This window comes from Micromonospora sp. WMMA2032 (assembly GCF_002688545.1).
GTDB lineage: Bacteria > Actinomycetota > Actinomycetes > Mycobacteriales > Micromonosporaceae > Micromonospora > Micromonospora sediminicola.
The window spans coordinates 3,362,504-3,388,593 of sequence record NZ_CP024052.1 but is presented as its reverse complement, the minus strand read 5'-3'; the positions used below and the strand labels follow the sequence as shown (position 1 = coordinate 3,388,593).

Sequence of the window (26,090 nt, the reverse complement as noted above, 5' to 3'; positions counted from 1 at the left end):
TGGTGTGGCGCAGATCACATTTGGCGTCCGTGGTTTCCCACCGGCCTCACCCTGCGCGATGGTGTTCATCGAGCGCCACCGACAACTCCGGTGCCGAACACGGCCCGGAGCCCCATACGCACCGGCAGCATCGTCGAGCCTTCTCCGCCACGACGGCGGGAGCCACGGGACGCCGGCGCGTCGGCCTCGACCGTCGGGTCGGGGCGCTCACGGCACCCGTACCCGGCCGCACCCGGCCGCGCGGCGTGCCGTGTCCCTGCCCCCGACGAAGGGAAACTTCGTGAGTCGGCTGTGGAGCCGGTTCGGCGCCCGTACGGCCGCTGTCGCACTGCTCTCCGTGGGCGTCGCCGGTGGCTTCTACCTGGGCGAGGATCGCCAGACCCAGCAGCAGGGCCTGACCGCGCAGGTCGGGCTCGAGGTCGACCGGACGGAGTACGCCTACCAGCGCGACCGGCAGGCCGAGCACCGTGTGACGACCTCCCGGCAGCGGGCCGCCGAGTACCAGGCCAAGCTGCGGGCCGCCGCGGCGGCGAAGGAAGCCGCCGAGCGGGCCAAGCAGGCCGAGGCGGCCGCCGCCAACCGCAAGAAGGAGCGGGACGCGGCCAAGGCCGAGGCCGAGGCCAAGGCCAAGCCGTACGACGGCCCCATCCCGGCCTCGTGCGAGGAGTTCAGCGGCAACCGCAAGATCGGTTGCGCCATCATGCTCGACGAGGGCTTCGGTATCGACCAGTTCCCCTGTCTGGACAAGCTCTGGACCAAGGAGAGCGGCTGGAACCACAAGGCGTACAACGCGGGCTCCGGCGCGTACGGGATCCCGCAGGCACTGCCGGGCAGCAAGATGGGCTCGGTGGCGGACGACTGGAAGACCAACCCGGCCACCCAGATCAAGTGGGGCCTCGGCTACATCGAGGGCCGGTACGACAACCCGTGCGGCGCCTGGCAGAAGTCGCAGAGTTCGGGCTGGTACTGACCGATCGACCGACGGCGGGGCGGGCGGGGAATCCGCGCGTCCCGCCCTCGTTGTTCCGCCGCTCGAGTGGCGGACGGCCGCGCTTGCTGGTAGCTCTTGACAGGTGACCTGGCACGACGGCCCTCGCGGCGGCGACCCCCACCGGTTCGGCACCGATGCGTTCTACGCGGCGCTCGGCCGGGCCTTCGTCGCCATGTGCGCGGTGGTGCCGGTGCTCTTCCTCGTCGAGGCGCTCGACGTGGGCCTGCGCCTCGACCTCGACGTCACCGCGGGCATCATCCCGCACCGGATCCAGGGCCTGGACGGCGTCTTCTTCTCGCCGTTCCTGCACGCCGGCTGGAACCACCTCTACAGCAACAGCATCCCGCTGATCCTGCTCGGCACGTTCGTGCTGGCCGCCGGCACCCGGCGGTTCCTCTGGTCCACCATGGTGATCATCCTGGTCAGCGGCCTGGGCGTGTGGTTCACCGGTTCGCCCAACTCGGTGGTGGTCGGCGCGAGCGGCGTGATCTTCGGCTACCTCGGCATCCTGCTCACCCGCGGTGTGGTGGAGCGGAGCTGGTGGAACTTCGCCGTGGTGCTGCTGGTCGGCCTGCTCTACGGCTGGCAGTTGCTGGGCATCCTCCCCACCGACGAGCGGATCTCCTGGCAGGGGCACCTGTTCGGGCTGCTCGGCGGCGTGGTCGCCGCGATCCTGTTCCGCCGCCGCGTCGAGACCGGCACGCCGGACCGGCTCGGGTCACCTCCGGTCACGCTGCCCTGACGACGCGTCGAACCGTCCGCGGGACGTGCTTGCCCGTGCCCGTCCGCCCGCCTACCGTCGGCATCAGCACCGGTTGATCCCTGGCGGAAAGTGACGGTACGCCATGCGCGAGGTCGATGTCGCCGTGATCGGGGCCGGCCCCGCCGGGCTCTTCGCCGCCTACTACGCCGGGTTCCGCGGGCTCTCGGTGGCCGTGATCGACGCGCTGCCCGAACCGGGCGGACAGGTCACCGCCATGTACCCGGAGAAGCTGATCCTCGACGTCGCCGGCTTTCCCGCGATCAAGGGGCGGGAGCTGGTCGCGAACCTGGTCGCCCAGGCCGCGCCGTTCCACCCCGACTACCTGCTCGGCGTACGCGCGGAAAAGCTCTCGTACCTGGACGGGCGGCCGGTCCTCGGGCTGGCCGGCGGTGAGCAGCTGCGCTGCGGCGCGGTGGTGGTCACCGGTGGTCTGGGCAGTTTCACACCCCGGCCGTTGCCGGTCGCGGACAGCTTCACCGGCGGCGGGATCGTCTACTTCGTGCCGCAGCCGACCGAGCTGACCGACCGGCACGTGCTCATCGTGGGCGGCGGCGACTCGGCCTTCGACTGGGCGGCCACGCTCGCCCCGCTGGCCCGCTCGGTGACACTGGTGCACCGGCGGGACCGCTTCCGCGCGCACGCCGCCACCGTCGAGCGGGTCCGCGCGCTGCCGGTGCGGGTCGTGGTCAACGCCGAGGTGAGCCGGCTCTACGGGGAGGACCACGTCACCGGCGCCGAGCTGACCGTGCGCGGGGGCGCGGCGGAGACGCTGCCGGTGGACACGGTGGTGGCGGCGCTCGGCTTCACCGCCGACCTGGGCCCCCTCGCCGAGTGGGGGCTGAGGCTCGATCGGCGGCACATCCTGGTGGACAGCGCCATGGCCACCAACCTGCCCCGGGTCTTCGCGGCCGGGGACATCACCGAATACCCGGGCAAGGTCCGGCTGATCGCCACCGGCTTCGGCGAGGCGGCCACCGCCGTGAACAACGCGGCCGTCGCCATCGACCCCACCGCGCACCTCTTCCCCGGCCACTCCTCCGACGGCACCTGACGCCGGATCCTCATCGCCGTGTGGCCGCGCCGAGACCATCGGTGACCACGATGGACGGATGACGCCCCCGGACCGGAGCACGCCCGACGGCGACCGCGTCGCGCTGGCCTGGCTGGGCCAGCCGGTGACCGTGCTCGCCCTGATCGTGCTGGTGTTCAACGACCACGTGCTCAAGGCGGCCCGGCCGGGCCCGGTGACCGGCAAGCTGAGCGACGTCGCCGGGCTGGTGCTCGCGCCGCCGCTCGTCGCCGTGCTGGTCACGCTCGTCGTACCCCGGCTCGGGGCCCGGGCCGCCGCCGGCCTCGCGTTGGGGTCGGTCGGGATCGGCTTCGCCGTGGTCAAGACCAGCGGGTACGCCGCGACGGCCGCCTCGCAGGCGTGGAGCGCGGTGAGCGGGCCCTCACTGGTCCGGGCGGACCGTACCGACCTGCTCGCCCTGCCGGCGCTCGCGCTGGCGGTCTGGGCGTGGCGGCGGGCCCGCCGTGACCCGGTGGGGCGGCGGGGCGCCCGGTCGGTCCGGGTCCTGGTGCTGCTGCCGGCGGCGACGCTCGCGGTGGCGGCGACCAGCGCGATCGGGTACGCCGACGCGGTCGACGCGGCAGTGGTCGACGGCCGGCTGGTCGCCGGCATCGGGGAGAGCCAGGGCGCCTCGGCCGACCCGCCCTGGCGATGGCGGATCAGCGACGACGCCGGTGCGACGTGGCGCGACCCCGCTCCCGCCGAGGAGGAGACCCTGCGCGCCGGGTCGGAGCGCACGGACCGGCGGGCCTGCCTGCCCGCCGCCCCGCAGCGGTGCTACCGGTGGCTGCCGGGGCGGATCCGGGTGGAGGAGAGCGACGACGCGGGCCGGACCTGGCGGCTGTCCTGGCAGGTCACCGAGGAGCAGCGGGAGCTGCTGCGGGCGCGCTACCAGGAGGCCGGGTCGGCCGGCGAGCGGATCGCCGGCCAGGACCTCGCCGTGCTCGACGTGACCGGCGGGCGGCACGTGGTCCTGGTCGCGAACGGTCGGGACGGTTTCGCGCTGCGCGACCCGGACGGTGGCTGGCGCCGGATCGGATTCGCCGACGACCAGGGGGAGGGGCCTCCGCCGCTGGGCGTGATCTCCCCCGGGGACCGGCACAACGACCCGCTCCGGGCGGCGCTGCTGGCCCTGGCGCTGGGTGCCCTGGTGCTCGTCGTCGCCGGTGCGCGGGCCGCCCGCACGTCCGGCTACGGCGTCGTGCTGCCGCTCGTCCAGGTCGTGGTCCTGTTCCACGCCGCGGTGTTCCTGCTCGTGGTCTGGAACGTCGACGACCTCATCCTGTTCCCGCTCGCCGCCGGTTGTGCCCTGCTGCTGTTCGGCGGCGGGCTGCTCGCGCTGATCCCGCCGGCCGCGCGGGGGGTGCCCGGCCGGTGGACCGGCGAGGCGATGCTGGCGGCCACGCTCACCGTGGTGCTGGCGGGCGTGCCGCTGACCGGGTGGCTCTACGGCCGACCGGTCCACGCCTCGACGGCGCTGGCGCTGGCCGCGCTGGCCCTCGTGCCGGGGCTGCTGCTCGGTTGGCGGGCGGCCCGGCTGGTCGCGCCGTGGCGACCGCCGGTCGCCCCGCCGTGGCCGCCGCTTCCGCCCGATCCGCCGTACCCGTTGCCGCCGCCGGCCGGCGGGCCGGGGCGTGTGCCGGCGGACTGATCCGGGTCAGGGCAGGCCGACCAGGTCGGCCATCAGGCCGATCTGGTGGTCGAAGTACTCGTCGCGGTGCGGCAGGGCCCGGTTGATCCGGCCGAACAGCTCGAAGCTGATCAGCCCGAAGAGCTGGGTCCAGCCGGCCATGCCGCGGGCCAGCAGCGCGGGCGGCAGGTCCATCCCGAGCGCCGCCACCAGTTCGGCGACGTCGGCGCGCAGCGGTTCGGGCAGGTCCTCGGCGGGCGGCGCGAGCCGGCCGGTGGCCACCCCGTCGCGCAGGATGCCGACCAGTGTCGTCGGGGGCCGCTGGGCCGGCGCGACCGTGTCGTCCGGAGCCGCGTAGCCGGGCACCGGGCTGCCGTAGAGCAGGGCGTACTCGGCGGGGTGGGCCAGCGCCCAGGTGCGGGCGGCCCGGCAGGCGGCCAGCCAGCGCCCGCGCAGGTCGGCCGGGTCGGCGGCGGCGTCGGCCGACTCGACCGCGTCGCCCAACGCGGCGTACGCCTCCAGGATCAGCGCGGTGAGCAGGTCGTCCCGGCTGGGGAAGTAGCGGTAGATCGCCGAGGAGACCATGCCGAGGTCCCGCGCGACGGCGCGCAGGGAGAGGTTCGCGCCGTCGGTGGCCAGGTGGCGGCGGGCGACGGCCTTGATCTCTTCGATCATCCCGGCGCGGACCCGGGCGCGGAGCGAGGGAGCGACCATGGCTCCCACTGTGTCACGGATGAGAGCGCCAATCAAAAGCGAGAGCACTGCTCTTGACGGAGTCGCCGATCCGCGTCATGCTCTTCTTCGAGAGCGCTGCTCTCGATTCGGATAACTGCTTCAGAAGAGGTGGACCTGCCATGGCCCTGCACGTGATCGTCGGCGCCGGACCCGTCGGCACCGCCACCGCCCGGCTCCTCGTCGCCCAGGGCGAGCGGGTGCGGGTGGTCACCCGGCGCGGCACCGGCCCGGAGCACCCGGCGGTCGAGCGGGTGGCCGCCGACGCCGCCGACACCGACCGGCTGACCGCGCTGACCGAGGGCGCGGCCGCGCTCCACAACTGCGCCAACCCGGCGTACCACCGCTGGTCCCTCGACTGGCCGCCGCTGGCCGGCGCGCTGCTCACCACCGCCGAGCGCACCGGCGCGGTGCTCGCCACCGTCGGCAACCTCTACGGGTACGGCCCGGTCGACGCGCCCATGACCGAGTCGACGCCACCGGCCGCCACCGGGGTCAAGGGCCGGGTCCGCAACCGGATGTGGGCCGACGCCCTGGCCGCCCACCGCGCCGGTCGGGCCCGGGTCACCGAGGTACGCGGCTCCGACTACATCGGCGTCGGCGGCACCTCGCTGGCCATGATGGTGCTGCCCCGGGTGCTCACCGGGCGACGGGTGTTCCTCCCCGTCGACTGGGACGCCCCGCACACCTGGACGTACGTTCCCGACGTCGCCCGTACCCTGGTCGCCGCCGCGACCGACCCGCGGGCCTGGGGTCGGGCCTGGCACGTGCCCAGCGCGCCGGCGGTGTCGATGCGGGACCTGGCCGACCGCACGGCCGCCCGGGCCGGCGCGCCGGCGCCGAAGCTGACCCGGATGCCCTACCCGGTGCTCTGGCTGGCCGGCGTGGCCAACCCGTTCGCCAAGGAGCTGCGGGAGACCGCGCACCAGTTCGCCCGGCCGTTCGTGCTGGACTCCACCGCCGCCACCGCCACGCTCGGCATCGAGGCGACCCCGCTGGACCGGGTCGTCGACGAGATCGTCGACACCCTGCACGCCCCGACCGCGCGTTAGGCGCGGCGGGGCGGGGAGAGGGCGGCGACCAGGACGGCCACCAACGTCAGCGCCGCACCGAGCAGCGTGTTCAACCCGGGATGCGAGGCGGCGGTCGGCAACACCACGTCCAGCAGCACCGCGCCCACGATCTGCCCGGCGATGGTGGCCAGGCCGAGCAGCAGCACCCCGGTGAACCGCACGAGTGCGGCGGCCAGCGCGATGAACACGATGCCGATCGGGCCGCCGACGTAGAGCCACGGCTCGCTCGGGAAACCGCCCGCCGGCCGGCCCCGCACCGCCACCTCCACCGCGAACGTGGCGAGCAGCGCCACCGTGCCGACCGCGAAGTTGACGAGCGTTGCGGTCATGGCGCTGTCCGCCGCCGCGCGGACCCGGCCGTTCACCGCCTGCTGCCAGGCGATGCCGATCCCGGCGGCCAGCGGCAAGAGGGCCAGTGCCAGCGCGCCCGGGTCGCCGAGGCGGTCGCCCACCGCCAGCAGCACGGCCAGCACGGTGAGCACCGCGCCGACCAGCCGGTTCGGGGTGACCGCCTGGCGGCCGGTCGGCCCGATGCCGGCCCGGTCGACCAGCAGGCTGCTGCCGGACTGCCCGGCCACCACGGCGACGGTGAACACGGCCACGCCGAGCGCGCCGATGGTCAGTCCCTGCGTCGCCACCAGGAACGCACCGCACACCCCGCCCAGGCACTGCCAGGGGCGCAGGGCGCCGGTACGCAACGCGCCGCGCAGGGCGGCCAGCCCTCGCCGCCCCCCGGGTGTGGCCGGGACCAGCACCAGCAGGATCAGCAGGCCCAGGCCGAACGAGACCACCGCGGCGGCGATCCCGTCGGCCAGGCGTACGCCCAACTCGCCGTTGATCCGGGACTGCACGGCCACCAGGACGCCGGAGCCGGTCGCCAGACCGACCCCCGCGATCCGCCGACCGGTCGACAGCGTCGGCGGCGCCGCCGTCCCGGTCGCGCTCACTCCTGCTCGGCCAGCGGGCGCCCGTCGAAGTCGACGGACGAGTAGAGGGCGAGCTTCTCCAGGCGGTGGTAGGAGTCGATGACCCGGATCGTGCCGCTCTTGGAGCGCATCACGATCGACTGGGTGTACGCCCCACCGGCCCGGTAGCGCACGCCGCGCAGCAGGTCGCCGGAGGTGACCCCGGTCGCCACGAAGAAGCAGTTGTCGCCGGTCACCAGGTCGTCGGTGAACAGCACCCGGTCCAGGTCGTGCCCGGCGGCCAGCGCCTTCTCCCGCTCCTGGTCGTCCTTCGGCCAGAGCTTGGCCTGCATCATGCCGCCCATGCACTTCAGCGCGCAGGCCGCGGTGATGCCCTCGGGGGTGCCGCCGATGCCCATCAGGACGTCGATGTCCGACTCACCGCGGGCGGCGGCGATCGCGCCGGCGATGTCCCCGTCGGAGATGAACCGGATGCCGGCGCCGGTGCGCCGGATCTGCTTCACCAGGTCGTCGTGGCGCGACCGGTCCAGCACGCAGACCGTCACCTCGGCGGTGTCGGTGCCCTTGACCTTGGCGATCCGGCGGATGTTCTCGACCACCCCGGCGTCGATGTCGACCACGTCGGCGTACATCGGGCCGACCGCGAGCTTCTCCATGTAGAAGACCGCGCTCGGGTCGAACATCGCGCCGCGCTCGGCCACCGCGAGCACGGCCAGCGCGTTCGGCATGCCCTTGCTCATCAGGGTGGTGCCGTCGATCGGGTCGACCGCCACATCCACCTCGGGACCGGTCCCGTCGCCGACCTCCTCGCCGTTGAAGAGCATCGGGGCGTTGTCCTTCTCGCCCTCACCGATCACCACGACACCGCGCATCGGGATCGAGTTGATCAGCTTGCGCATGGCGTCGACGGCCGCGCCGTCGCCGCCCTCCTTGTCGCCCCGGCCGACCCAGCGCCCGGCGGCCATGGCCGCGGCCTCGGTGACCCGGACCAGATCGAGGGCGAGGTTGCGGTCGAGATCCTGGGGTGTCCGCGTCCTGGTGGTTGTCATGGCGGCTTCCTCCTCGCGACGTTGCGGGGTGGACCGGCGGGAGTGCGGCCGTCGCCGCCGCCGGTTTTGTCGCTGATCCTCACACGATCTCAGGTTCGCCGTCCCGGCGGGGCGGAGGAGGCCAGGATCACGCTCCCCGGACGGCTGCGACAATGGTCGGGTGGAGCCCGCGCAGCCTGCCGACCGTCCGCCGACCGACGCGACCCCGCCCGAGGGGCAGCCGCCGGTCCGACCGGGTGCCGGCCCGACCCCGCCGCAGGGGCAGCCGGCGCTGGTCGAACCGCCCACCGACCGGGGCGAGCCGGCCCTGGTCGACCCGGCGGGGGACGACGCCGGCCGGGCCGAGACCGTCGCCGGCGACCGGCCCGCGCCGCCCGCCCGCAAGGAGAAGGCCCGCTCGGAGCGGTCACCGAAGGACATGGTGCTGTCCCTGCTCGTGCTGCTGGTGCCGATCGCGCTGCTGATCGCGTTCTACCGGGGTTTCCTCGGCGGTGACTCGCCGGTCACCGTCGACCCGGCGCCGGCGCTGGAGCAGGCCCGGGCGGCGAACGTGTTCCCGGTGAGCCAGCCGACCGGGCTGGGCGACGACTGGCGTACGGTCAACGCCCGCTTCCGGACCGAGGCGGACGGCGCGACGCTGCGGATCGGATACGTGACCCCCGAGGGTCGGGGCGCGCAGCTGGTGGAGAGCAACGTGCCGGCGGAGAAGCTGCTGCCGGCCGAGCTGAGCGAGGGCCGGCCGCAGGGCCCCGCGGACCTGCCCGACGGGCTGAGCTGGCAGCGGTACACCGCCCGCGGCAACGAGCAGGCACTGGTCCTGCTGGAGCCGAACCGCACGGTCATCGTGGTCGGCGACGCGGGGGAGACGGAGCTGCGCAAGCTCGCCACCTCGCTGCGCTGACACGCACGGCCGGGTGACGCGGGATTGCGCAACGCCTCTTCAGGGAACAGACGGGACATCGAGCCCGGACGACCCACCTGGAGAGGTTGACGTGAAGATACGACGCTTCAGCGCCACCGCGTTCGCCGCGGCGCTGCTCATTCCCGGCCTGGCGGCCTGCAACAGCAACGGCGCCGGAACCTCCGACGCCTCCGCGACCCCGAGCGCCTCCGGCAGCGTCGCCCCCAGCGCCGGCGGGTCCAGCAGCGCGGCCAAGCAGGCCCTGCTCGACTCCACCAACGCGATCCGCGAGGGGAACTTCCGGTTCACCATGACGGGTGCCGGTTCCACCGCCGAGGGGCAGGTGCACGAGCCCAGCCAGAGCGCCGAGATGCGGATGACGATCGGTGACCCGTCGTCGGACCTGATGATGAAGCTGGACCTCATCCACGCCAAGCCGGACAGCTGGGTCAAGCTCGACCTGGGCGGCACGGCGGCCGCCAAGATCCCCGGCGTGAAGAACCTCAACCTCGGCAAGTACCAGCACCTCGACCAGAACCGGATCAAGGGCAACCGGGCGCTGGGCTTCGACTTCGAGAAGGTGGACCCGGCCGGCAGCGCCGTGCTCACCCAGGGCGTCACCGACGTCCGGCAGACCGGCGAGGGCGCGTACGAGGGCACCGTCGACGTGTCGAAGGCCGCCGAGGCGGGCTCGCTCGACCCGGCCGTGATCACCGCACTCGGCGCGCAGGCCCAGTCGGTGCCGTTCACCGCCAAGGTCGACCCGCAGGGCCGGCTCAGTGAGATGGTGCTCAAGATCCCGGCCGCCGGCCAGAGCGCCGCGCAGGATCTGAAGATCACCTACACCGACTACGGCAACGCCGCCGCGGCCCAGAAGCCGCCGGCCGACCAGGTCGTCGAGGCGCCGCCGGAGTTCTACAACCTGTTCAGCTGACCGGCGCTCGCTGTCCCGGGAGGTGGGCCCGCCTCCCGGGACGCTCGGCCCTCCCGGCGGAGGGCCGAGCGGCGCGCGCAGGCGGGCCCACGGTCACTCTTCGGTCTTCTGCCGGGCGGTGTCGATGCGGGCGCGAGCGCCGTCCAGCCAACGCTGGCAGACGCCGGCGAGCTGCTCGCCCCGCTCCCAGAGCGCCAGCGACTCCTCCAGCGAGGTGCCACCCGCCTCCAGCCGCTCCACCACCGAGGCCAGCTCGGCGCGGGCCTGCTCGTAGCTGAGCTGCTCGTCCTTGGTCTTCTCAGTCATCCGTACCATTTCCTCAACCGTCGACGGTGGCGGTCAGCTCGCCCTCGGCGAGGCGTACCCGCAGTGGATCGCCCTTGGCCACCTCGGACGCCGCGCGGACCACGTGGCCGTCGCCGCGCTGCACGATGGCGTAGCCGCGGTCGAGCGTGGCCGCGGGGGAGAGCGCGCGCAGCCGCGCGAGAGTGTGGCGCAGGTCGTCGGCGGCGCCGCTCAACCGGTGGTCCAGGCACCGGCCGGCGCGGTCCCGCAGCGCGGTCACGTCGACGGCCCGCTGGTCGACCATCACCTGCGGTCGGGCCAGCACCGGACGGGAGCGGAACAGGTCGAGCCGGTGCTGCTCGCGGTCGACCAGATTGCGCACCGCCCGCTCCAGGCGCGACCGGGCCTGCCCGATGAGGCGGACCTCCTCGGTCAGGTCGGGCACGATCCGCTTCGCCGCGTCGGTGGGGGTGGAGGCGCGCACGTCGGCCACGTAGTCGAGCAGCGGCGCGTCGGTCTCGTGGCCGATCGCGCTGACCACCGGGGTGCGGCAGGCGAAGACCGCCCGGCACAGCGCCTCGTCGGAGAAGGGCAGCAGGTCCTCGATGCTCCCGCCGCCCCGGGCGATGACGATCACGTCGACCGTCGGGTCGGCGTCGAGCACCTTGAGCGCGCCGACGATGTCGGGCACGGCGCTCGGCCCCTGCACCGCCACGTTGACCGTGCGGAAGTCGACCGCCGGCCAGCGCCGCCGGGCGTTGGTGAGCACGTCCCGCTCGGCCGCCGAGGCCCGCCCGGTGATCAGACCGACCCGGCCGGGCAGGAACGGAGGGCGCCGCTTGCGCGACCGGTCGAACAACCCCTCCGCGGCGAGCAGCTTCTTGAGCTTCTCCAGCCGGGCCAGCAGCTCACCCAGACCGACCTGGCGGATCTCGTCGGCGCGCAGACTGAGCGTGCCCCGCGCGGCATAGAACTCGGGCTTGGCGTGCAGCACGACCCGGGCGCCCTCACGCAGCTCCGGAGCGCCCGCGTCGAGCACGTCACGGTTGGTGGTGACGGTCAGGCTGAGATCGGCCGAGGGGTCACGCAGGGTGAGGAAGACGGTGGTGGCGCCGGGACGGCGGCTGATCTGCGCCACCTGACCGTCGACCCACACCCAGCCGAGCCGGGCGATCCAGGCGCCGACCTTCTGGCTGACCACCCGGACCGGCCACGGCTCCTCGGACGTGCTCCGCTCCGGGGGCGTGCCCCGCCCCACCTCACCCGCGCTCACCCGCCCACCCTACGGCCCGGGACCGACACCGCCGGCCAGCCCTGACCGGTGCCGTGGTCGCGGCCGCTGCCGGCCCGGAGGGCGCCACGTACCATGGGCGGGTGACTGACGCTGAGACGACTCCCCGGACCGGCAAGCGCGTGCTCCTGGCCAACCCCCGCGGCTACTGCGCGGGTGTGGACCGGGCGGTGCAGACCGTCGAGGAGGCGCTGAAGCTCTACGGCGCGCCGATCTACGTCCGCAAGCAGATCGTGCACAACAAGCACGTGGTGCGGACGTTGGAGGCCAAGGGCGCGATCTTCGTGGAGGAGAACGAGGAGGTGCCGGAGGGCGCCACCGTCATCTTCTCCGCCCACGGCGTGGCCCCCGAGGTCTACGAGCAGGCGCGGGCGCGCTCGCTCCGGGCGATCGACGCGACCTGCCCGCTGGTCACCAAGGTGCACCACGAGGCCCGACGGTTCGCCCAGCAGGACTACGACATCCTGCTGATCGGCCACGAGGGGCACGAGGAGGTCATCGGCACCGCCGGTGAGGCCCCCGCCCACATCCAGCTGGTCGACGGCCCGGACGGGGTCGACAAGGTCACCGTGCGCGACCCGGAGAAGGTGGTCTGGCTCTCCCAGACCACGCTGTCGGTCGACGAGACGCTGGAGACCGTGGCCCGGCTCAAGCAGCGGCTGCCGCTGCTCCAGTCGCCCCCCAGCGACGACATCTGCTACGCGACCTCCAACCGTCAGCACGTGGTGAAGGAGATCGCCCCGGAGTGCGACGTGGTGATCGTGGTCGGCTCGCGCAACTCGTCGAACTCGGTCCGGCTGGTCGAGGTGGCGCTGGACGCCGGCGCCCGCGCCGGTCACCTGGTCGACTTCGCCGACGAGATCGACGACGCCTGGCTGGAGGGGGCCCGCACCGTGGGTGTGACCTCCGGCGCGAGCGTGCCCGACGAGTTGGTCCAGCAGGTGCTCGCGCACCTGGCCGAGCGCGGCTTCGCCGACGTCGAGGAGGTCACCACCGCCGACGAGCGGCTGACCTTCTCGCTGCCGCAGGAGCTCAAGCGCGACATGAAGGCCGCCGCGGCGCGCGGCTGACCGGGAACGGATCGGCCGCCCGCCGCGTCCAACCGACCATGAAGACTCCTCGGACGGTGCTCGTCGCCCTCCTCGCCGGTGTCGCGCTGACCGCCTGCGCCGGACCCGGCGACGAGCCCGCCAGCCCCAGCCCGACGGGAGCCGCCCCGGTGACCAGCCAGCCCGATCCCGTGCCCAGCGTGACGCCCAGCCGCCCGAACCCGACCTGGAAGGGCGGCCCGTCGACGCCACCCGGCGTCGGCGGCACCACCATCACCGGCACGATCCGGGCCGGTGTGGAGCCGAACTGCCTCCTGCTCGACGACCACCTTCTGGTCGGCGGTCCGCGCGACCTGCTCAAGGCCGGTGCCAAGGTGGAGGTCACCGGCCGGCCCGAGCCGGGCATGATGACCACCTGCCAGCAGGGCACCCCGTTCGTGGTCGAGTCCGCCCGGCCGGCCTGACCCCGTCTCGCGGGAAAGGCGGAAGCCCGCCTCCCTCGTCGGGAGGCGGGCTTCCGTGTTACGACGGGTGACTCAGTTCACCGCGTTGATCTCCACCGAGCCGCGGCCGACGACCGCGCCCTCGACGGTGGTGACGGCCATGTCACCGAAGAGCTCCCGACCGGCGGCCGGGGTGCTCAGCGCGGTCACCGAACCGGTCAGGGTCGCGGTGCCGCCGTTGGGCAGGAACAGCGGCGTGGACGGCGCGGAGAGCGAACCCAGCGCCGGGGACGCGAACGAGTCCCGGTAGTCGTACGCCGTGCCGCCCGCGGCGACCGCGTAGCCCTCGATGACCACCCGGTACGTGGCGGCGACCGGGTTGTTCAGCGTGACCGCCTCCTCCGAGTCGCCGTCGGCCGACCGGCCCACCTCGGTGGCGCCGCGGAAGATGTACAGGTCCAGGTCGGCGCCCAGGTCGGAGGTGTTTCCGATCCGGGCGGAGAACGAGGTGGTCCCGGCCGGGATGTCCACCGTGTACTCCTGCGTGGCGCCCTCGGTGATGGTCGGCCGCTCGGCGCGGACGCTGGACAGCGGCCCACCGACGCCGGTCACCCGGACCGGACCGAACGTGTTGGTCAGGCTCCAGCTCACCGGGCTCGGCGTGCCGGCGGTGACCGCCGGCAGCTGGACCACGGCCGGCTCGACCTTCACGCCCTGCACCCGCGCCTGCAGCTGGAACGGGTTGTCCAGCGCCGGCGACGTGCGCCGCGACTCCACCTCGATCTCCCAGACGCCCGGGATCGGGTTCTGGTAGTCCCGCTCCTGCGGCTTGCAGGCGGCGGCGTCGGAGAAGTTGGTGTAGCAGGCGGTGCTCGCGGTGCTCTCGACCGGCACACCGTACGGGTTGATGGCGATGAACCGGGTCTGCGAGCCGGTCGCGATGCCGGACAGGTTGACCTGGAGTGCGCCCGCACCCTGCGGAACCGTGACGAAGTACGAGGTGAAGCTGTTCCGCTCGACCGAGCCCTCGGTCGAGTAGGAGTACGCCGGAGCGCTCACCGCGTTGGAGGCGACCACGACCGCGGCGACCTCGAAGTCGACCACCGAGGTGGCCGGGTCGTCGACGGTCAGGATCGCGCCGTGCGCGCCGGTGGTCATCGGCTTGGCCTTCACCTGGACGGTGACGGTCTTGTTCAGCGGCAGCCACACCTCCTTGCGGACGGAGAAGGTGCCGTCGTTGCCGCGGAGGCCGAGCAGGTGCTTGACGCTCTTGTTCGGGCCGCTGGTCCGGGTCAGCTTGACGTCGTAGGTGCGGCTCTTCTTGACCGTCTGGCCACCCCGGTCGGCGGCGCACCGGTTGTAGATGCCGGTGCCCACGTTCGGGTTCGGCACGAAGGTGCCGGAGTCCCGGTCGTAGCGGGTCAGGTTCGGCGACAGCTCGGTGCAGACCGCGGCCTCGGAGGTGTAGGTGCGGGTCTGCACGCCCTTGGCCAGCAGGTTCCACGCGCCCGGCACGTTGAACATGCCGTAGCCCTGGGCGTACGTCGGGACGTCCGCGATCGGCTTGGCCGAGGTGTAGACGGCCCGGCGCAGCGCGGCCGGGGTGACGCCCGCGCCGGTCGCCTTGGCGGCCGACAGCAGCAGCGCGGCGGCGCCGGTGGCCTGCGGGGAGGCCATCGAGGTGCCGTTCAGCATCTGGTAGCCCGGGGGCAGCGGGTAGCCCGCCTCCGGCACCGGGTTGCCCGGCTGCCAGGTCGGCGCGGTGGAGATGGCCGAACCGGGAGCGGAGATGTTCGGCTTGAAGCCGCCGTCCTCACGCGGGCCGCGGGAGGAGAAGTTGAACAGCGCGTTCTCCTTGCGGACCACCGAGCCGTAGTTGGCCAGCCAGGTGTCCTTGCTGATGTTCGCCGCGACGCTGACCACGTCGGTGGCGACCGACGGGTCGCCGACCGTGTTCAGGCCCGGGCCGGAGTTGCCGGCCGAGATGAACAGCTGCACGCCGTACGTGTTGATCAGGTCGTTGTAGAGGACGGCCCGGGCGTTGGAGCCGTCGTTCAGCGCCGGCAGGCCGCCGATCGACATGTTCACCACGTCGACCTTGCGGTTGACCACGAGGTCGACCATGCCGGTGGTGAGCGCCGCGGCGGTGCAGCCGCCACCCCAGGAGCAGGCGCGGGCGGAGACCAGCTTGGCGCCGGGGGCGGCGCCGTCGAAGGCGCTGTTGCCCAGCATGTCGTTGGCGGCGGTGATGCCGGCGACGTGGGTGCCGTGGGTGCTCTCGATGATGCCGATGTTGACGTAGTCGACCAGGCCGGGGCCGCCGGCCGGGGTGGTGTCGACGTTGCGCCGGAACTCGACCACGAACGGGATCTGCTCCCGGACGGCGGTGGCCGGGTTGTCCGTGCCGAAGTGGCCGACCTGGAACTTCTCCTTGTACGGCCGCATCACCTCGTCGTCGGTGAAGTCGCGGTTCTGGTTGACGTCCACCCGGATGTCGCCGTTGGCCGGGTTGTAGAGGATGCCCCAGGAGTCGGTGGTGTCGCCGTCGCGGTTGACGTCACCGGCCGGGTCGCTGCCCGCGGTGATGGACTCGCGGAAGGTGTTGAACCGGTAGGTGCCGGCCGGCGCGGTCCAGGTCAGGGCCGAGGCGCCGGTGCCCGTGGTGAAGCTGGGGCCGCTCACCTCGGTGATCATCGCGCGCCAGGTGGCGTCCTCGAGCGGGTCGGTCGCGGTGACCCAGTCGACGATCTTGCGCTCGCCGGTGGTGGTCTTCTGCAGCGCCGGCTGGTCGAGGTCCACACCGGAGTCCATGATGCCGATGGTGACGCCGCGGCCGTCCCACGTCGGGTGCGCGGCCTTGAAGGCCTCCGCGCCGGTCTCGTTGGTCGGCATGTACGGGTTGACCGCGCCGGTGTCCCCGCCGGGGCCGGCCAGGGTCTCACCCTGCTCGGCGGCCTTGGCGCCGTTCGGGGCGGCCTCCGGTGCCGGGTCGGGGAGCTTGATGGTCTCGTCGAGGTCGACGGCGGCGACGCCGGGCAGCGTGGCGGCCTTGAGCGCCTTCGCCGTCGGCACCTTGGCCAGCACGTAGCCGACCTGGTCGTACCGCTGGCTGACGGTGGCGCCGAGACCCTTGAGCCCGTCGACGACCTTCTTGGCCGAGCCCTTCCGGGCCGCGATGATCATCGTGACGGTCGGCGCGTTCTTCGCCTCGGCCGCGTCGAGCAGCTTGGCGTCGTGGGCGCCCAGGGCCTTCGCCGCGGTCGGCTGCGAGGGCTGCGGGGCGTTGGCGGGGGCCGCGCTCGCGGTCGCGGCGCCACCCCCGACGGTCATGGCGCCGGCCGCGAGGACCGAGGCGAAGAGCGCGGCGGAGGGGCGCCGGCTCCGATTGCGGGGTTGACTCACGTTCTCTTCCTCCAGAGAACAGGGCCCTTCAGACGACAGGGCACGTGTGACGCAGATCCTTCGGGCCGTGACGAGATGTGTCACTACCCGGGATCGGTTTGTGACCACTCCGTGACACGGATCGGCCGTCGTCGTCACGTGCGCCGTGTTAAACGTCGATGTCTGCTGACCGTTCGGCCGATGTGGACGGCCGGCCCAGCAACTCGGGCGCCTGCGGCTGGCGGGGGGCCAGCTCGACCTGCGCCGGCGTGGGCAGCTCGTCGTCGGAGACGCCCAGCTCGGCGAGCTTGCGGGCGCTGACCAGCACCCGGGCCTCCAGGGAGCCGACCGCGCGGTTGTAGGCCGTCACCGCGCCGCTCAGCGAGCTGCCCAGCTTGCCGACGTGGTCGCCCAGGGTGGACAGCCGCCCGTAGAGCTCGCGGGCCAGCGAGTGGACGGTCGCCGCGTTGCGCGCCAGCGCCTCCTGCCGCCAGGAGTAGGCCACCGTGCGCAGCAGCGCCACCAGCGTGGCCGGCGTGGCCAGCACCACGTTGCGGGCGAACGCGTGCTCCAGCAGCGTCGGGTCGCGTTGCAACGCCACGTCGAGGAACGGGTCGGCCGGCACGAACAGCACCACGAACTCGGGGGTCTGGTCGAAGGCCGACCAGTAGGACTTTGCGGCGAGACCGTCGACGTGCGCCCGCAGGTGCCGGGCGTGCGCGTCGAGGTGGGTGTCGCGCCCGCGCTCGTCGCGCGCCTCCATCGCGGTCAGGTAGGCGTCGAACGGCGCCTTCGCGTCGACCACCACGGTGCGCCCGCCGTGCAGGCGCACCACCAGGTCGGGGCGGACCCCCTGCTGGTCGGTGGCGGCGGTGACCTGCTCGCTGAAGTCGCAGTGCTCCAGCAGGCCGGCCGCCTCGACGATCCGCCGGAGCTGGTGCTCGCCCCACCGGCCACGCACCTGCGGCGCGCGCAGCGCGGCGACCAGCTGCTTGGTCTCGGTGCGCAGCTCGCCGGAGACCGCGCTCATCGAGCGCACCTGCTCGCGCAGCTCGGCGTAGGCGTCGACCCGGTCGCGCTCCAGCTCGGCGACGCGTTGCTCGTAGCGGCGGAGTGTGTCGTGCAGCGGCGCCACCGCGCGCGCCACCGCCTCCTGGGACTGCGCGGTCGCCTCGTAGCTGAGCGCCCGCATGGACTGCTCCAGCCGCCCCTCGCCGGCCTGGGCGGCGGCCAGCGTCGCCTCCAGACGGGCGACGTCGGCCGCGGCCCGCCCGCGGGCCGCCAGCCAGCCCACCGCGCCGCCCGCGGCGAGGCAGAGCACCACCACGGCCAGCGTCGAGAAGCTCATGGCAGAAAGCTTGCCAAACGGGTACGACGTGCGCGCGCTGGGTACGTTCGAGGTCATGGAAGTTGCCCTGTGGGTGTTCCTGATCGTGATGCTCGGAGGTGCGCTGGTGTTCTGGCGGTGGGGGAGCAGGTCCCGGCGGGCCGACGAGATGGCGGACGCCCGCGCCGAGGCGCAGCGCTGGTACGAGCGGCTCGGCGGTCAGCTGATGAACCTGCACGGCGACGCCCCGGCGGTCCGGCAGGCGCTCGCCGACGCCGGTGAGCGGTACAACGCGGCCGGCTCGCAGCTGGAGCAGGCGCGCACCCCGCACCAGTTCGCGCTGGCCCGGGAGACCGCGCTGGAGGGGCTGGCGTACATCCGGGCGGCGCGGACGGCGATGGGCATCGACCCGGGCCCGGAGCTGCCGCCGCTGGCCGCCGCCCAGGGTGCCGGCTCGCTCACCAAGGAGCGCCAGGTCGACGTGCAGGGGCAGACGTTCCGGGCCGGCCCGCAGCCGGGGAACGCGACGCCCTACTACTACCCGGGTGGCCGGTTCCAGGGGCGGCCGGTGCCGGCCGGCTGGTACTCCACGCCGTGGTGGAAGACCGCGCTCGGCGCGGGCGTCGGTGTGGTCGGCGGTCTCCTGATCGCGGACGCGCTGTTCTCACCCGCATTCGCCGATCCCGGGTACGACGCCGGTTACCAGGAGGGCTTCGGCGACGGCCAGGACTTCGGCGACCAGGGCGGCGACATGGGCGGCGGCGACATGGGCGGCGGTGGTGACTACGCCGGTGGCGACTTCGGCGGCGGCGGAGACTTCGGCGGCTTCGGCGGCGGGGACTTCGGTGGTGATTTCGGCGGCGGCGACTTCTAGCCGGCGCCACCGCGTCGGGCGCCGCTCGCAGCGCGCCGGGCGCAGGCGTTAAGAAGGGCCCCCTCTTATGCACGAGGCGTTAAAAGGGGGCCCTTCCTTGCGTCTCAGCCGGTGTTGCGCATGCCGGCGGCGATGCCGTTGACAGTGGTCAGCAGCGCCCGCTCCAGCGCCGTGCCGTCGTTCGGGGCCCGGCGGCCGCCCGGCGCGGTCGCCACCGCCCGGCCGGCGGCGCCGGACTCGCGGTACTGCCGCAGCAGCGCCACCTGGAGGTGGTGCAGCGGCTCCAGGTAGGTGTCCCGCACGGCGAGCGTGCGCTGCAGGACGGGCGAGTTCTCCAGCAGGGCCGGCGAGGCGGTGACCGCCAGCACCTCCCGCTTGGTCAGCTCGTACTCCTGCTCGATCGTCGAGAAGATCGGGTGCAGCTTCTTCGGGACCAGCGTCTCGACGTAGCGGCGGGCGATGCTCAGGTCGGTCTTGGTCAGCATCATCTCGACGTTCGACAGGAACGTGCGGAAGAAGTGCCAGTTCCGGTTCATCTCGGCGAGCACGTCGGCCAGGCCCGCCTCCCGTGCGGCGGCCAGCCCGGATCCCACGCCGAACCAGCCCGGCACGATCTGCCGGGTCTGGGTCCAGCCGAACACCCACGGAATGGCCCGCAGGCCGGAGAGGCCGGCGCCGGTGTTCGGGCGCTTCGCCGGCCGGGAGCCGATGTTCAGCGCGCCGAGCAGCTCGGTCGGGGTCGACGCCCAGAAGTACGCCGGCAGGTCCGGGTCCTCGACCAGCGACCGGTACGACCGGAACGCCGACTCGGAGACGACGTCCATCGCCGCGTCCCAGCGCTCCAGCATCTCGGCCGGTTGCCGGGGCGCGGTGTGCAGCAGCGTGGCCTGGAGCACGGCGGCCACGGTCAGCTCCAGGTTCTCCCGGGCCAGCGCCGGCAGCGTGTACTTGTCGGAGATGACCTCGCCCTGCTCGGTCACCTTGATCGCGCCGTCGAGCGTGCCGTAGGGCTGGGCCAGGATCGCGTCGTGGGTGGGGCCGCCGCCCCGGCCGACCGTGCCGCCCCGGCCGTGGAACAGCCGCAGGTGCACGCCGTGCCGGGCGGCCACGTCCCGCAGCGCCCGCTGGGCCCGGTGGATGGACCACTGGCTGGTGGTGATCCCGGCCTCCTTGTTGGAGTCGGAGTAGCCCAGCATCACCTCCTGGACGTCACCGCGCGCCGCGACCAGCGCCCGGTAGGCGGGCAGCGACAGCAGCTCGTCGAGCAGCTCGCCGCCGGCGTTCAGCTCGGCCGGGGTCTCCAGCAGCGGCACGATGCCGATCCGGGCCCGCCCGCTGTGCACGTCGACCAGGCCGGCCTCCCGGGCCAGCACCACCGCGGCGAGCACGTCGTCCACACCGAGGGTCATCGAGATGATGTACGACTCGATGACCTCGGGGCCGAACCGGTCCTGCGCCTCGCGGATCGCGGAGAACACGTCGAACGTCTTGCGCGCCGCCTCGGTGAGCGGGCTGTCCTGGGTGGAGAGCGGCCGGCGGCCGGTCAGCTCGTCGGCGAGCAGCTTGGTGCGTTCCAGCCGGGTCAGCGACGGGTAGTCGGAGACCTCGCCGACCGCCTCGTAGAGCTGGGCCAGCACCTCGTGGTGCTTCTCCGCGTGCTCCCGGATGTCCATGGTCGCCAGGTGGAGCCCGAACGCGGAGACGGTCCGGATGGTCGAGGCGAGCCGGCCCACGGCGGTGAGCTGCCCCGAGTTGCGGGCCAGCGACGCGCGCAGCAGCTCCAGGTCGGCGATCAGCTCGGTCGAGCCCTGGTAGTCGCGGCCCGGCACGTGCGGGGTGCCGGCACGCAGCCGCTCCCGCGTGTTCGCCAGCTTGGCCTTCACGCAGCGCGCCTTGAGCCGGTAGGGCTCCTCGGCGTTGACCCGGCGGAACCGGGGCGCGACCTCGGGCAGCGCGTCCAGGTCCTTGGCCAGGCTGGCGGAGAGGTCGAGCGAGACCGCGCGCAGCCGGCGGGAGACGCTGACCTCGCTGATCAGCTCGTCCATCGCCTTCTCGGTGGCCTCGATGCCGTGCTCGTGCTGGATCCGCAGCACCTCGCGGGTGACCGTCGGGGTGACGAACGGGTTGCCGTCGCGGTCACCACCGATCCAGGTGCCGAAGGTCAGCGGACGGGCGGTCGGCGAGGTCTCCACGCCGAGCGTACGCAGCGTGTCGGCGAGGTCGTCGAGGACCTGCGGTGCGGCCTCGGCGTGCAGGTCCCGCAGGTAGTAGATGGCGTTGCGGGCCTCGTCGGTCGGGTCCGGCCGGTCGAGCCGCAGCTCGTCGGTCTGCCACATCAGGTCGAGCAGCTCGGCGAGGCGGCGGTTGGCCGGGCCCTCGTCGCTGGCGCCGTAGAGGATCGCGTTGGCGGTCTCGGTGTCCAGCTCGTCGGCGACCGCGCGCAGCTTGGACAGGATGGACCGGCGGGCCGCCTCGGTGGGGTGGGCGGTGAAGACCGGGCGTACGGCCAGCCGGCGGGCCGCCGCGGCGATCTCCTCGGCCGGCACGCCGCGCTCGGCGATCATCTTGGCGGCCTGGTCCAGCCAGCCGCCGTGGGTGGCGCGCCGGCGACGCAGGTCGCGGGCGCGGTGCACCTGCTCGGTGATGTTGGCCAGGTGGAAGTAGGTGGAGAAGGCGCGGGCCAGCTTCGTGCCGGTGGTGACGTCGAGCCCGGCGAGGCGCTGGGCGGCGGCCGGCGCGTCGGAGCGGACCTGGGCGCGGATCTCCTCGACCAGGTCGAGCAACGGCCGGCCCTCCTGGCGGGCCAGGGTCTGCCCGAGCAGGGTGCCGAGGCGGCGGATGTCGGCCCGGAGAGCGGCGTCGGGGCCGTCGTGGTCGTGCTGGTCGGTCACGGTTGCGCTCCTTACGCGAGGACGAAGGACAGCGCTGTCCGACTCCCCTGGATGGTATCCGCGTGCGCCCCGACGGCAGGAGGGGGACGGCGTGATGATCTGCACTCTGGGACGGGCCGGCAGGTCAGCGGCCGGCGACGGCGTGGCGTCCCGCACCGGTCCGCGCGGCCCGGCGGCGGGCCCGGAACATCGTGGCGGTGAGCAGACCGGCCAGGCCGGCGACCACCCAGACCAGCAGCCCGGTCAGCGCCCAGCCGCCGCCGCGCCAGTCGAAGTAGATGGCCGACTTGAGCAGGTCGGTGGCGAGCCCGGGGACGTTCCAGCGATGCATCCCGCGCAGGAACGGCGGCAGGAACTCGGGCGCGTAGATGCCCCCGGAGCCGGGGTTGCCGAGCACCACCAGCAGCAGGATCACGATGCCGGTGCCGAGCAGCCCGAGCCACGCCTGCACGGCCGCCGCGACCATCCCGGCCGCGAACGCGGCCAGTGCACCCACCACCGCGATGGTTCCCACGTCGTGCGGGAAGACGTCCAGCACCGGCCCGACCAGCACCGCCCCGATGATGCCGAGCAGGACGGAGTGGACGGCGAGCGTGGCGATCCGCAACCCGGCCCGGCGCAGGCTGCCCGGGCTGGTGCCGAGCGAGATGCCCAGCGCCGTGGAGGCCAGGTAGCCGCCGAGGACCACGCCGACCGCCAGGTAGAACGGGACCAGGCCGCGCGGGTCGCCGCCGGAGACCGGCACCTCGTCGGTGACCGCCAGCGGCACGCCGGCCTGCCGGGCCGCCTCGGTGAACACCTCGGTGACGAGTTCGGTGGCGGCGGGCGCGCCGGCGCTGGCCGTGGCCAGGGTCAGGCCGCCGCCCGGGGCGGAGCCGAGCACGGCGTACACCGAGCGGTCGTCGAGGCCGTCGTCGGCACGTTCCCGGCTGTCGTACCCGACGGGTTTGACGACGTCGGTGCGGGCGCGGACGGCCGACATCACGGCCTGCGCCTGCTGGTCGGTCGTCACCACGGCGACCGGCACGTCCTTCGGGTCCGGCTTGTGCAACGCGCCGACGTAGGCGGCGATGAACGCGCTGGCCAGCGCCAGGGTGCCGAGGACCAGCGCCGCCGTGCGGGGCAGCCAGTCCCGGGTACGCAGCTCCGCCTCGTCGTCCACGGGCCTAGCCTATTGCCGGCATATGCCCGGCTCGTGGCGTTTCGCCGGGCGGAAATCGCTGGTGCCGGCCGATAGCGTTCGGATCATGACGCCGCCGCGCTGTCCCACCAAGCCGAAGCCGGGCGACCGGGTCGCCGTCGTCTCACCCTCCGCCGGCCTGCCGGGCCTCTTCCCGCACGTGTACGAGCTGGGCCTGCGCCGGCTCCGCGACGAGCTGGGGCTGGAGCCGGTGGAATATCCGACCACCCGGCGGATGGGCGCCGACCCCCGGGACCGGGCCCGGGACCTGACCGCCGCGTTCGCGGACCCGACGGTCACCGCGGTGCTCGCCACCATCGGCGGGGACGACCTGATCACGGTCACCCCGTTCCTCGACGACGAGGTGATCCGGGCCAACCCGAAGCCCTACTTCGGCTACTCCGACAACACCAACGTGCTCAACCACCTGCACAGGCTGGGGATCGTCGCCTACCACGGCGGCTCGGTGCTGGTGCACCTCGGCCGGCCGGGCAGCCCGCACCCGCTGACGCTCGACTCGCTGCGCGCCGCGCTGTTCACCTCCGGCTGGTACGACCTGGCCCCGGCCGCCGAGTGGGGCGACGAGACGCTCGACTGGGGCGACCCGCAGACGTTGACCGAGGAGCCGCCGATGCTCCCGGGCGAGGGCTGGCGCTGGCACGGGCCGGATCGGGTCGTGACGGGCCGGACCTGGGGCGGCAACCTGGAGATCGTGCACTGGTTGGCCGCCGCCGACCGGGTCCCGTCCGCCGCCGAGCTGGCCGGCTCGGTGCTGCTCGTGGAGACCTCGGAGGAGATGCCGCCGGCCGAGGAGGTCTTCCGGATGATGCGGAACCTGGGCGAGCGCGGGCTGCTCGCCGGTTGCCCGGCGATCGTGGTCGGCCGCCCCAAGGCGTGGAACTTCGACCGCCGACTGTCGGTCCCGGAACGGCTGGCCTGGGCCGAGGAGCAGCGGGCGGCGATCCTGCGGGCGCTCGGGCCGTACGCCGACGACCCGGTGGTGGTCTTCGACGTCGACCTGGGTCACACCGACCCGCAACTGATCGTCCCGTACGGCGGGGAGATCCGGGTGGACGCGGTCGAACGCCGCATCGCGGTCCACTACTGACGCCGTCCCCGCTCCGGCCGGGTCAGCCGTCGAGGACGGCGAAGGCGCGGACCGGGAAGGTGCCCATGCCGGCCACCCGCGGCGGTGCGGCGGTGAACCGGAAACCGGTCGGCGGCAGCGCGCCCAGGCCGGTCAGGTGCTCCACGATCGGGATGCCGGCGGCCAGCAGGGCGCTGTGCGCCGGTCGTTCGCCGGCCGCCGCCGGGGTCATGTCGTCGATGTTGATCGAGTCGATGCCGACCAGCGCCGCACCGGCCTCGACCAGCCAGTCGGCGCCGTCCGCGGTCAGGTAGGGCGCCTCCGGGCCGGCGTACGCGTCGGTGCCGAAGTGCGCGTCCCAGCCGGTGTCCAGCAGCACCGCCCGCCCGGTGACCTCGTAGGGGGCGAGGAGCAGCCGGTCCACCGCCCGGGTGCCGGCGGGGACGCGCACCACCAGGCCGGGCAGGTCGGCCAGCCGGTCCAGCGGGATCCCGGTCAGATCGGGCCCGTCGGCCCAGCGGTGCGCCGGCGTGTCGACGTAGGTGCCGGTGTTGGCGATCATGTCGATCCGCGCGACGTGGAACTCGACGCCCGGCGCGTACCGCTCCCGGGACGCCTCCCGGGTCAGCCAGTCGGTGATCCGCGGCGCCGGCCAGCCGGGCAGCGTGACCAGGCCGTCGGTGATCTCGTGGCTCAGCTCGACCAGGCGCCGCCCGCCGGGGGCCGCGGCGGGGACGCCGCGCCCGCCCTTGTGCGGCTCCTCCACCACGGTCCGGTTGCTGATCCGCACCTCGCCGACCATGAGCAGCCCGAGGTGCCGCACGAGCAGCGCCGCCAACTCGTCGTCGGTGATCCCCGGGCCCGGCACGTCCAGCCGGAAACCCTCGGTACGCAGCCCACCGCCGTTGGCGAAGCGGACCTCGGCGTCGAAGACCGCCCGGTATTCCCCCGTCATGCCTCCACCGCACCATGTCGACGCGCCCCGGTCAAGATCATGGGGGAGGTGCCGCAGGGGGGAGTGCGGCACCTCCGCGGCACGCCGTGAACCGGCGGCGCAGGACCGGCTTCGGGTGTCGGGCCTCCCCGAACAGGCCCGCGTACCCCTGGCCGGGTCGCCATCTCCCCATGGCGACCCGGGCCGGGCTGACGGGATCCATCCTCGCCGGACCCGACCGGGCGGTTCTTGAAGAATCTTGCTCGGATCGTCGAGCGAACGTTCAGGCGGCGTCCAGGTCGGCCTCGCCGGCGGCGAAGAGCCGGCGCAGCCGGGCCGGCGGGTGCCCCACCTGTTCCCGGACCACCCGGGTCAGGTGCGCCTGGTCCGCGAAGCCGTACGTGGCGGCGACCTCGCCCAGCGGCGGGCCGTCGCCGTCGGCCAGCACGTCGAGCAGGGAGCGCACCCGCAGCCGGTTCCGGTATGCGGTGAGGCTCTGCCCGGTGACCCGCTGGAACACTCGGCTCAGGTGGTGCGGTGAGCAGCCCACCTGGGCGGCGACGTCGGTCAGTCCGAGCCGGGAGTCGGACGCGGCCAGCACCTCGCGCGCCCGGTCGGCCAGCCGGCGGTGCGCGGCGAGCGTGGCCGGTCGGCGCCGGACCGCCCGTTCGATCTCGGCTCCCGGCTCGCCCGCGCCGACCGGGCTGGCCGCCAGCAGCCGGCCCAGGAAGCGGTGCACCCGCTCGGTGAACTCGAACCGGTCCAGCCCGGCCGTCGCGCGGGCCACCAGCATCCGGTGCTCCAGGTCGAGCCGCTCGTCGACGCTGCCGTCCCAGCCGCGCCGACCCAGCCACCGGTCGGTGTCCGGCCGCTCGCCGAGCAGCTCCGGGGACAGCTCCAGACAGGTGTAGACGTCGCCGTCACCCAGCGGGTGCGCGGCGTACATCTCGTCGCCGGGGCGGGTGAGCAGGACCGAGGTGGCGTCCACCACGCTGAGCTGGCCGTTGAGCCGGCGCAGGGAGACCCCCGAGCGGCCGAGGAAGACCCGGTGCCCCAGGTCCCGCGCCGGCCCGTGCCAGCCGGGGTCCTCGACCACGCACCGCACCTGGTAGAGCAGCATGCCGGGGGCGACCCCGAGGACCCGCCAGCGGCCCGGCGTGGTTCGGGTCCGGGGATCACTACCGACCTGTTCCGGCATTGCCCGTCCCCTCCCGGCCTACGCGGTGCCACCGGAGATTGTCCCCGGCGCGGGATAGTCTCGACAGGTGCACCCCCCGTCC

At 73.7% G+C, this 26,090-nt stretch carries 22 protein-coding genes; 11 read left to right on the top strand and 11 right to left on the bottom strand.

Translation table 11 applies throughout. The annotated features are described in order from the left end of the window. Positions 1-280: 280 nt before the first annotated feature. From CO540_RS15265 to CO540_RS15250, 4 genes are all read left to right on the top strand, one after another. A complete protein-coding gene (locus tag CO540_RS15265) occupies positions 281-970 on the top strand; it encodes a lytic transglycosylase domain-containing protein (protein ID WP_172967853.1) in 690 nt (229 codons plus the stop codon). A 103-nt stretch (positions 971-1,073) separates the two neighbouring features. Continuing rightward, the gene (locus CO540_RS15260; protein WP_091582094.1) at positions 1,074-1,733 is read left to right on the top strand and encodes a rhomboid family intramembrane serine protease; all 660 of its coding nucleotides are present in this window, start codon (positions 1,074-1,076) and stop codon (positions 1,731-1,733) included. A 103-nt stretch (positions 1,734-1,836) separates the two neighbouring features. Then, the gene (locus tag CO540_RS15255) at positions 1,837-2,805 is read left to right on the top strand and encodes an NAD(P)/FAD-dependent oxidoreductase (RefSeq protein WP_099162566.1); all 969 of its coding nucleotides are present in this window, start codon (positions 1,837-1,839) and stop codon (positions 2,803-2,805) included. A gap of 58 nt (positions 2,806-2,863) precedes the next feature. Then, complete coding sequence (locus CO540_RS15250; protein ID WP_099162565.1) at positions 2,864-4,474, top strand: hypothetical protein; 1,611 nt, start codon at positions 2,864-2,866, stop codon at positions 4,472-4,474. Positions 4,475-4,480: 6 nt separating this feature from the next. On the opposite strand, the gene CO540_RS15245 is transcribed toward CO540_RS15250, so the two are convergent. After that, on the bottom strand, positions 4,481-5,167 hold the full coding sequence (locus CO540_RS15245; protein ID WP_099162564.1) for a TetR/AcrR family transcriptional regulator: 687 nt from the start codon (positions 5,165-5,167) through the stop codon (positions 4,481-4,483). 140 nt (positions 5,168-5,307) lie between these two features. Here CO540_RS15245 and CO540_RS15240 point away from each other — a divergent pair, with 140 nt between their 5' ends. Continuing rightward, positions 5,308-6,237, top strand: coding sequence for an NAD-dependent epimerase/dehydratase family protein (locus CO540_RS15240; protein WP_099162563.1), 930 nt, complete (start codon positions 5,308-5,310; stop codon positions 6,235-6,237). Here the strand turns inward: CO540_RS15240 and CO540_RS15235 are convergent. Next, entirely contained in the window at positions 6,234-7,205 is a 972-nt protein-coding gene (locus CO540_RS15235; RefSeq protein WP_099162562.1) for a DMT family transporter, read from the bottom strand. The two genes, CO540_RS15240 and CO540_RS15235, sit on opposite strands and share 4 nt — an antisense overlap. Next, a complete protein-coding gene (gene glpX / locus CO540_RS15230; RefSeq protein WP_091582068.1) occupies positions 7,202-8,233 on the bottom strand; it encodes a class II fructose-bisphosphatase in 1,032 nt (343 codons plus the stop codon). Before glpX ends, CO540_RS15235 begins: the two co-directional genes overlap by 4 nt. Before the next feature lie 160 nt (positions 8,234-8,393). Here glpX and CO540_RS15225 point away from each other — a divergent pair, with 160 nt between their 5' ends. Both CO540_RS15225 and CO540_RS15220 read left to right on the top strand, forming a co-directional pair. After that, a complete protein-coding gene (locus CO540_RS15225; RefSeq protein WP_099162561.1) occupies positions 8,394-9,134 on the top strand; it encodes a DUF4245 domain-containing protein in 741 nt (246 codons plus the stop codon). Between the two features lie 91 nt (positions 9,135-9,225). Next, positions 9,226-10,068: a hypothetical protein gene (locus CO540_RS15220; protein ID WP_099162560.1), complete on the top strand. Its 843-nt coding sequence runs from the start codon at positions 9,226-9,228 to the stop codon at positions 10,066-10,068. A 93-nt stretch (positions 10,069-10,161) separates the two neighbouring features. Here CO540_RS15220 and CO540_RS15215 read toward each other — a convergent pair whose 3' ends face one another. Then, on the bottom strand, positions 10,162-10,374 hold the full coding sequence (locus CO540_RS15215; protein ID WP_091582057.1) for an exodeoxyribonuclease VII small subunit: 213 nt from the start codon (positions 10,372-10,374) through the stop codon (positions 10,162-10,164). Between the two features lie 13 nt (positions 10,375-10,387). Continuing rightward, positions 10,388-11,626 (bottom strand): exodeoxyribonuclease VII large subunit, encoded by a 1,239-nt coding sequence (gene xseA, locus CO540_RS15210; RefSeq protein ID WP_253865956.1) that lies wholly within the window; start codon positions 11,624-11,626, stop codon positions 10,388-10,390. A 101-nt stretch (positions 11,627-11,727) separates the two neighbouring features. Between xseA and CO540_RS15205 the strand changes: the two genes are divergently transcribed. Together CO540_RS15205 and CO540_RS15200 are read left to right on the top strand one after the other, a co-directional pair. Next, positions 11,728-12,714 (top strand): 4-hydroxy-3-methylbut-2-enyl diphosphate reductase, encoded by a 987-nt coding sequence (locus CO540_RS15205; protein ID WP_099164776.1) that lies wholly within the window; start codon positions 11,728-11,730, stop codon positions 12,712-12,714. 38 nt (positions 12,715-12,752) lie between these two features. Next, positions 12,753-13,157 (top strand): hypothetical protein, encoded by a 405-nt coding sequence (locus CO540_RS15200; protein WP_091582047.1) that lies wholly within the window; start codon positions 12,753-12,755, stop codon positions 13,155-13,157. A 72-nt stretch (positions 13,158-13,229) separates the two neighbouring features. Here CO540_RS15200 and CO540_RS15195 read toward each other — a convergent pair whose 3' ends face one another. Continuing rightward, positions 13,230-16,538, bottom strand: coding sequence for a S8 family serine peptidase (locus CO540_RS15195; RefSeq protein ID WP_099162559.1), 3,309 nt, complete (start codon positions 16,536-16,538; stop codon positions 13,230-13,232). Between the two features lie 148 nt (positions 16,539-16,686). Continuing rightward, a complete protein-coding gene (locus CO540_RS15190; RefSeq protein WP_091582041.1) occupies positions 16,687-17,865 on the bottom strand; it encodes a DNA recombination protein RmuC in 1,179 nt (392 codons plus the stop codon). 55 nt (positions 17,866-17,920) lie between these two features. Between CO540_RS15190 and CO540_RS15185 the strand changes: the two genes are divergently transcribed. Beyond that, positions 17,921-18,718 carry a hypothetical protein gene (locus CO540_RS15185; RefSeq protein WP_099164775.1) on the top strand — a complete coding sequence of 266 codons (798 nt, stop codon included), beginning with the start codon at positions 17,921-17,923 and terminating at the stop codon, positions 18,716-18,718. Positions 18,719-18,822: 104 nt separating this feature from the next. Here CO540_RS15185 and ppc read toward each other — a convergent pair whose 3' ends face one another. Both ppc and CO540_RS15175 read right to left on the bottom strand, forming a co-directional pair. Then, entirely contained in the window at positions 18,823-21,609 is a 2,787-nt protein-coding gene (ppc, locus tag CO540_RS15180; RefSeq protein ID WP_099162558.1) for a phosphoenolpyruvate carboxylase, read from the bottom strand. Between the two features lie 124 nt (positions 21,610-21,733). Further along, a complete protein-coding gene (locus CO540_RS15175) occupies positions 21,734-22,771 on the bottom strand; it encodes a hypothetical protein (RefSeq protein ID WP_099162557.1) in 1,038 nt (345 codons plus the stop codon). 85 nt (positions 22,772-22,856) lie between these two features. Between CO540_RS15175 and CO540_RS15170 the strand changes: the two genes are divergently transcribed. Continuing rightward, positions 22,857-23,897, top strand: coding sequence for a S66 peptidase family protein (locus tag CO540_RS15170; RefSeq protein WP_099162556.1), 1,041 nt, complete (start codon positions 22,857-22,859; stop codon positions 23,895-23,897). A 22-nt stretch (positions 23,898-23,919) separates the two neighbouring features. Here CO540_RS15170 and CO540_RS15165 read toward each other — a convergent pair whose 3' ends face one another. Further along, the gene (locus CO540_RS15165) at positions 23,920-24,831 is read right to left on the bottom strand and encodes a cyclase family protein (RefSeq protein WP_099162555.1); all 912 of its coding nucleotides are present in this window, start codon (positions 24,829-24,831) and stop codon (positions 23,920-23,922) included. Between the two features lie 262 nt (positions 24,832-25,093). Further along, on the bottom strand, positions 25,094-26,008 hold the full coding sequence (locus CO540_RS15160) for an AraC family transcriptional regulator (protein ID WP_099162554.1): 915 nt from the start codon (positions 26,006-26,008) through the stop codon (positions 25,094-25,096). Positions 26,009-26,090: the final 82 nt, after the last annotated feature.

Bases quoted from the DNA above. Each gene is read 5' to 3' on its own strand.
- CO540_RS15215 (WP_091582057.1), bottom strand. From the start codon at position 10,374: ATGACTGAGAAGACCAAGGACGAGCAGCTCAGCTACGAGCAGGCCCGC.
- CO540_RS15190 (WP_091582041.1), bottom strand. From the start codon at position 17,865: ATGAGCTTCTCGACGCTGGCCGTGGTGGTGCTCTGCCTCGCCGCGGGC.
- CO540_RS15170 (WP_099162556.1), top strand. From the start codon at position 22,857: ATGACGCCGCCGCGCTGTCCCACCAAGCCGAAGCCGGGCGACCGGGTC.
- CO540_RS15200 (WP_091582047.1), top strand. From the start codon at position 12,753: ATGAAGACTCCTCGGACGGTGCTCGTCGCCCTCCTCGCCGGTGTCGCG.
- CO540_RS15245 (WP_099162564.1), bottom strand. From the start codon at position 5,167: ATGGTCGCTCCCTCGCTCCGCGCCCGGGTCCGCGCCGGGATGATCGAA.
- CO540_RS15250 (WP_099162565.1), top strand. From the start codon at position 2,864: ATGACGCCCCCGGACCGGAGCACGCCCGACGGCGACCGCGTCGCGCTG.
- CO540_RS15160 (WP_099162554.1), bottom strand. From the start codon at position 26,008: ATGCCGGAACAGGTCGGTAGTGATCCCCGGACCCGAACCACGCCGGGC.
- CO540_RS15165 (WP_099162555.1), bottom strand. From the start codon at position 24,831: ATGACGGGGGAATACCGGGCGGTCTTCGACGCCGAGGTCCGCTTCGCC.
- glpX (WP_091582068.1), bottom strand. From the start codon at position 8,233: ATGACAACCACCAGGACGCGGACACCCCAGGATCTCGACCGCAACCTC.
- CO540_RS15255 (WP_099162566.1), top strand. From the start codon at position 1,837: ATGCGCGAGGTCGATGTCGCCGTGATCGGGGCCGGCCCCGCCGGGCTC.
- CO540_RS15240 (WP_099162563.1), top strand. From the start codon at position 5,308: ATGGCCCTGCACGTGATCGTCGGCGCCGGACCCGTCGGCACCGCCACC.
- CO540_RS15185 (WP_099164775.1), top strand. From the start codon at position 17,921: ATGGAAGTTGCCCTGTGGGTGTTCCTGATCGTGATGCTCGGAGGTGCG.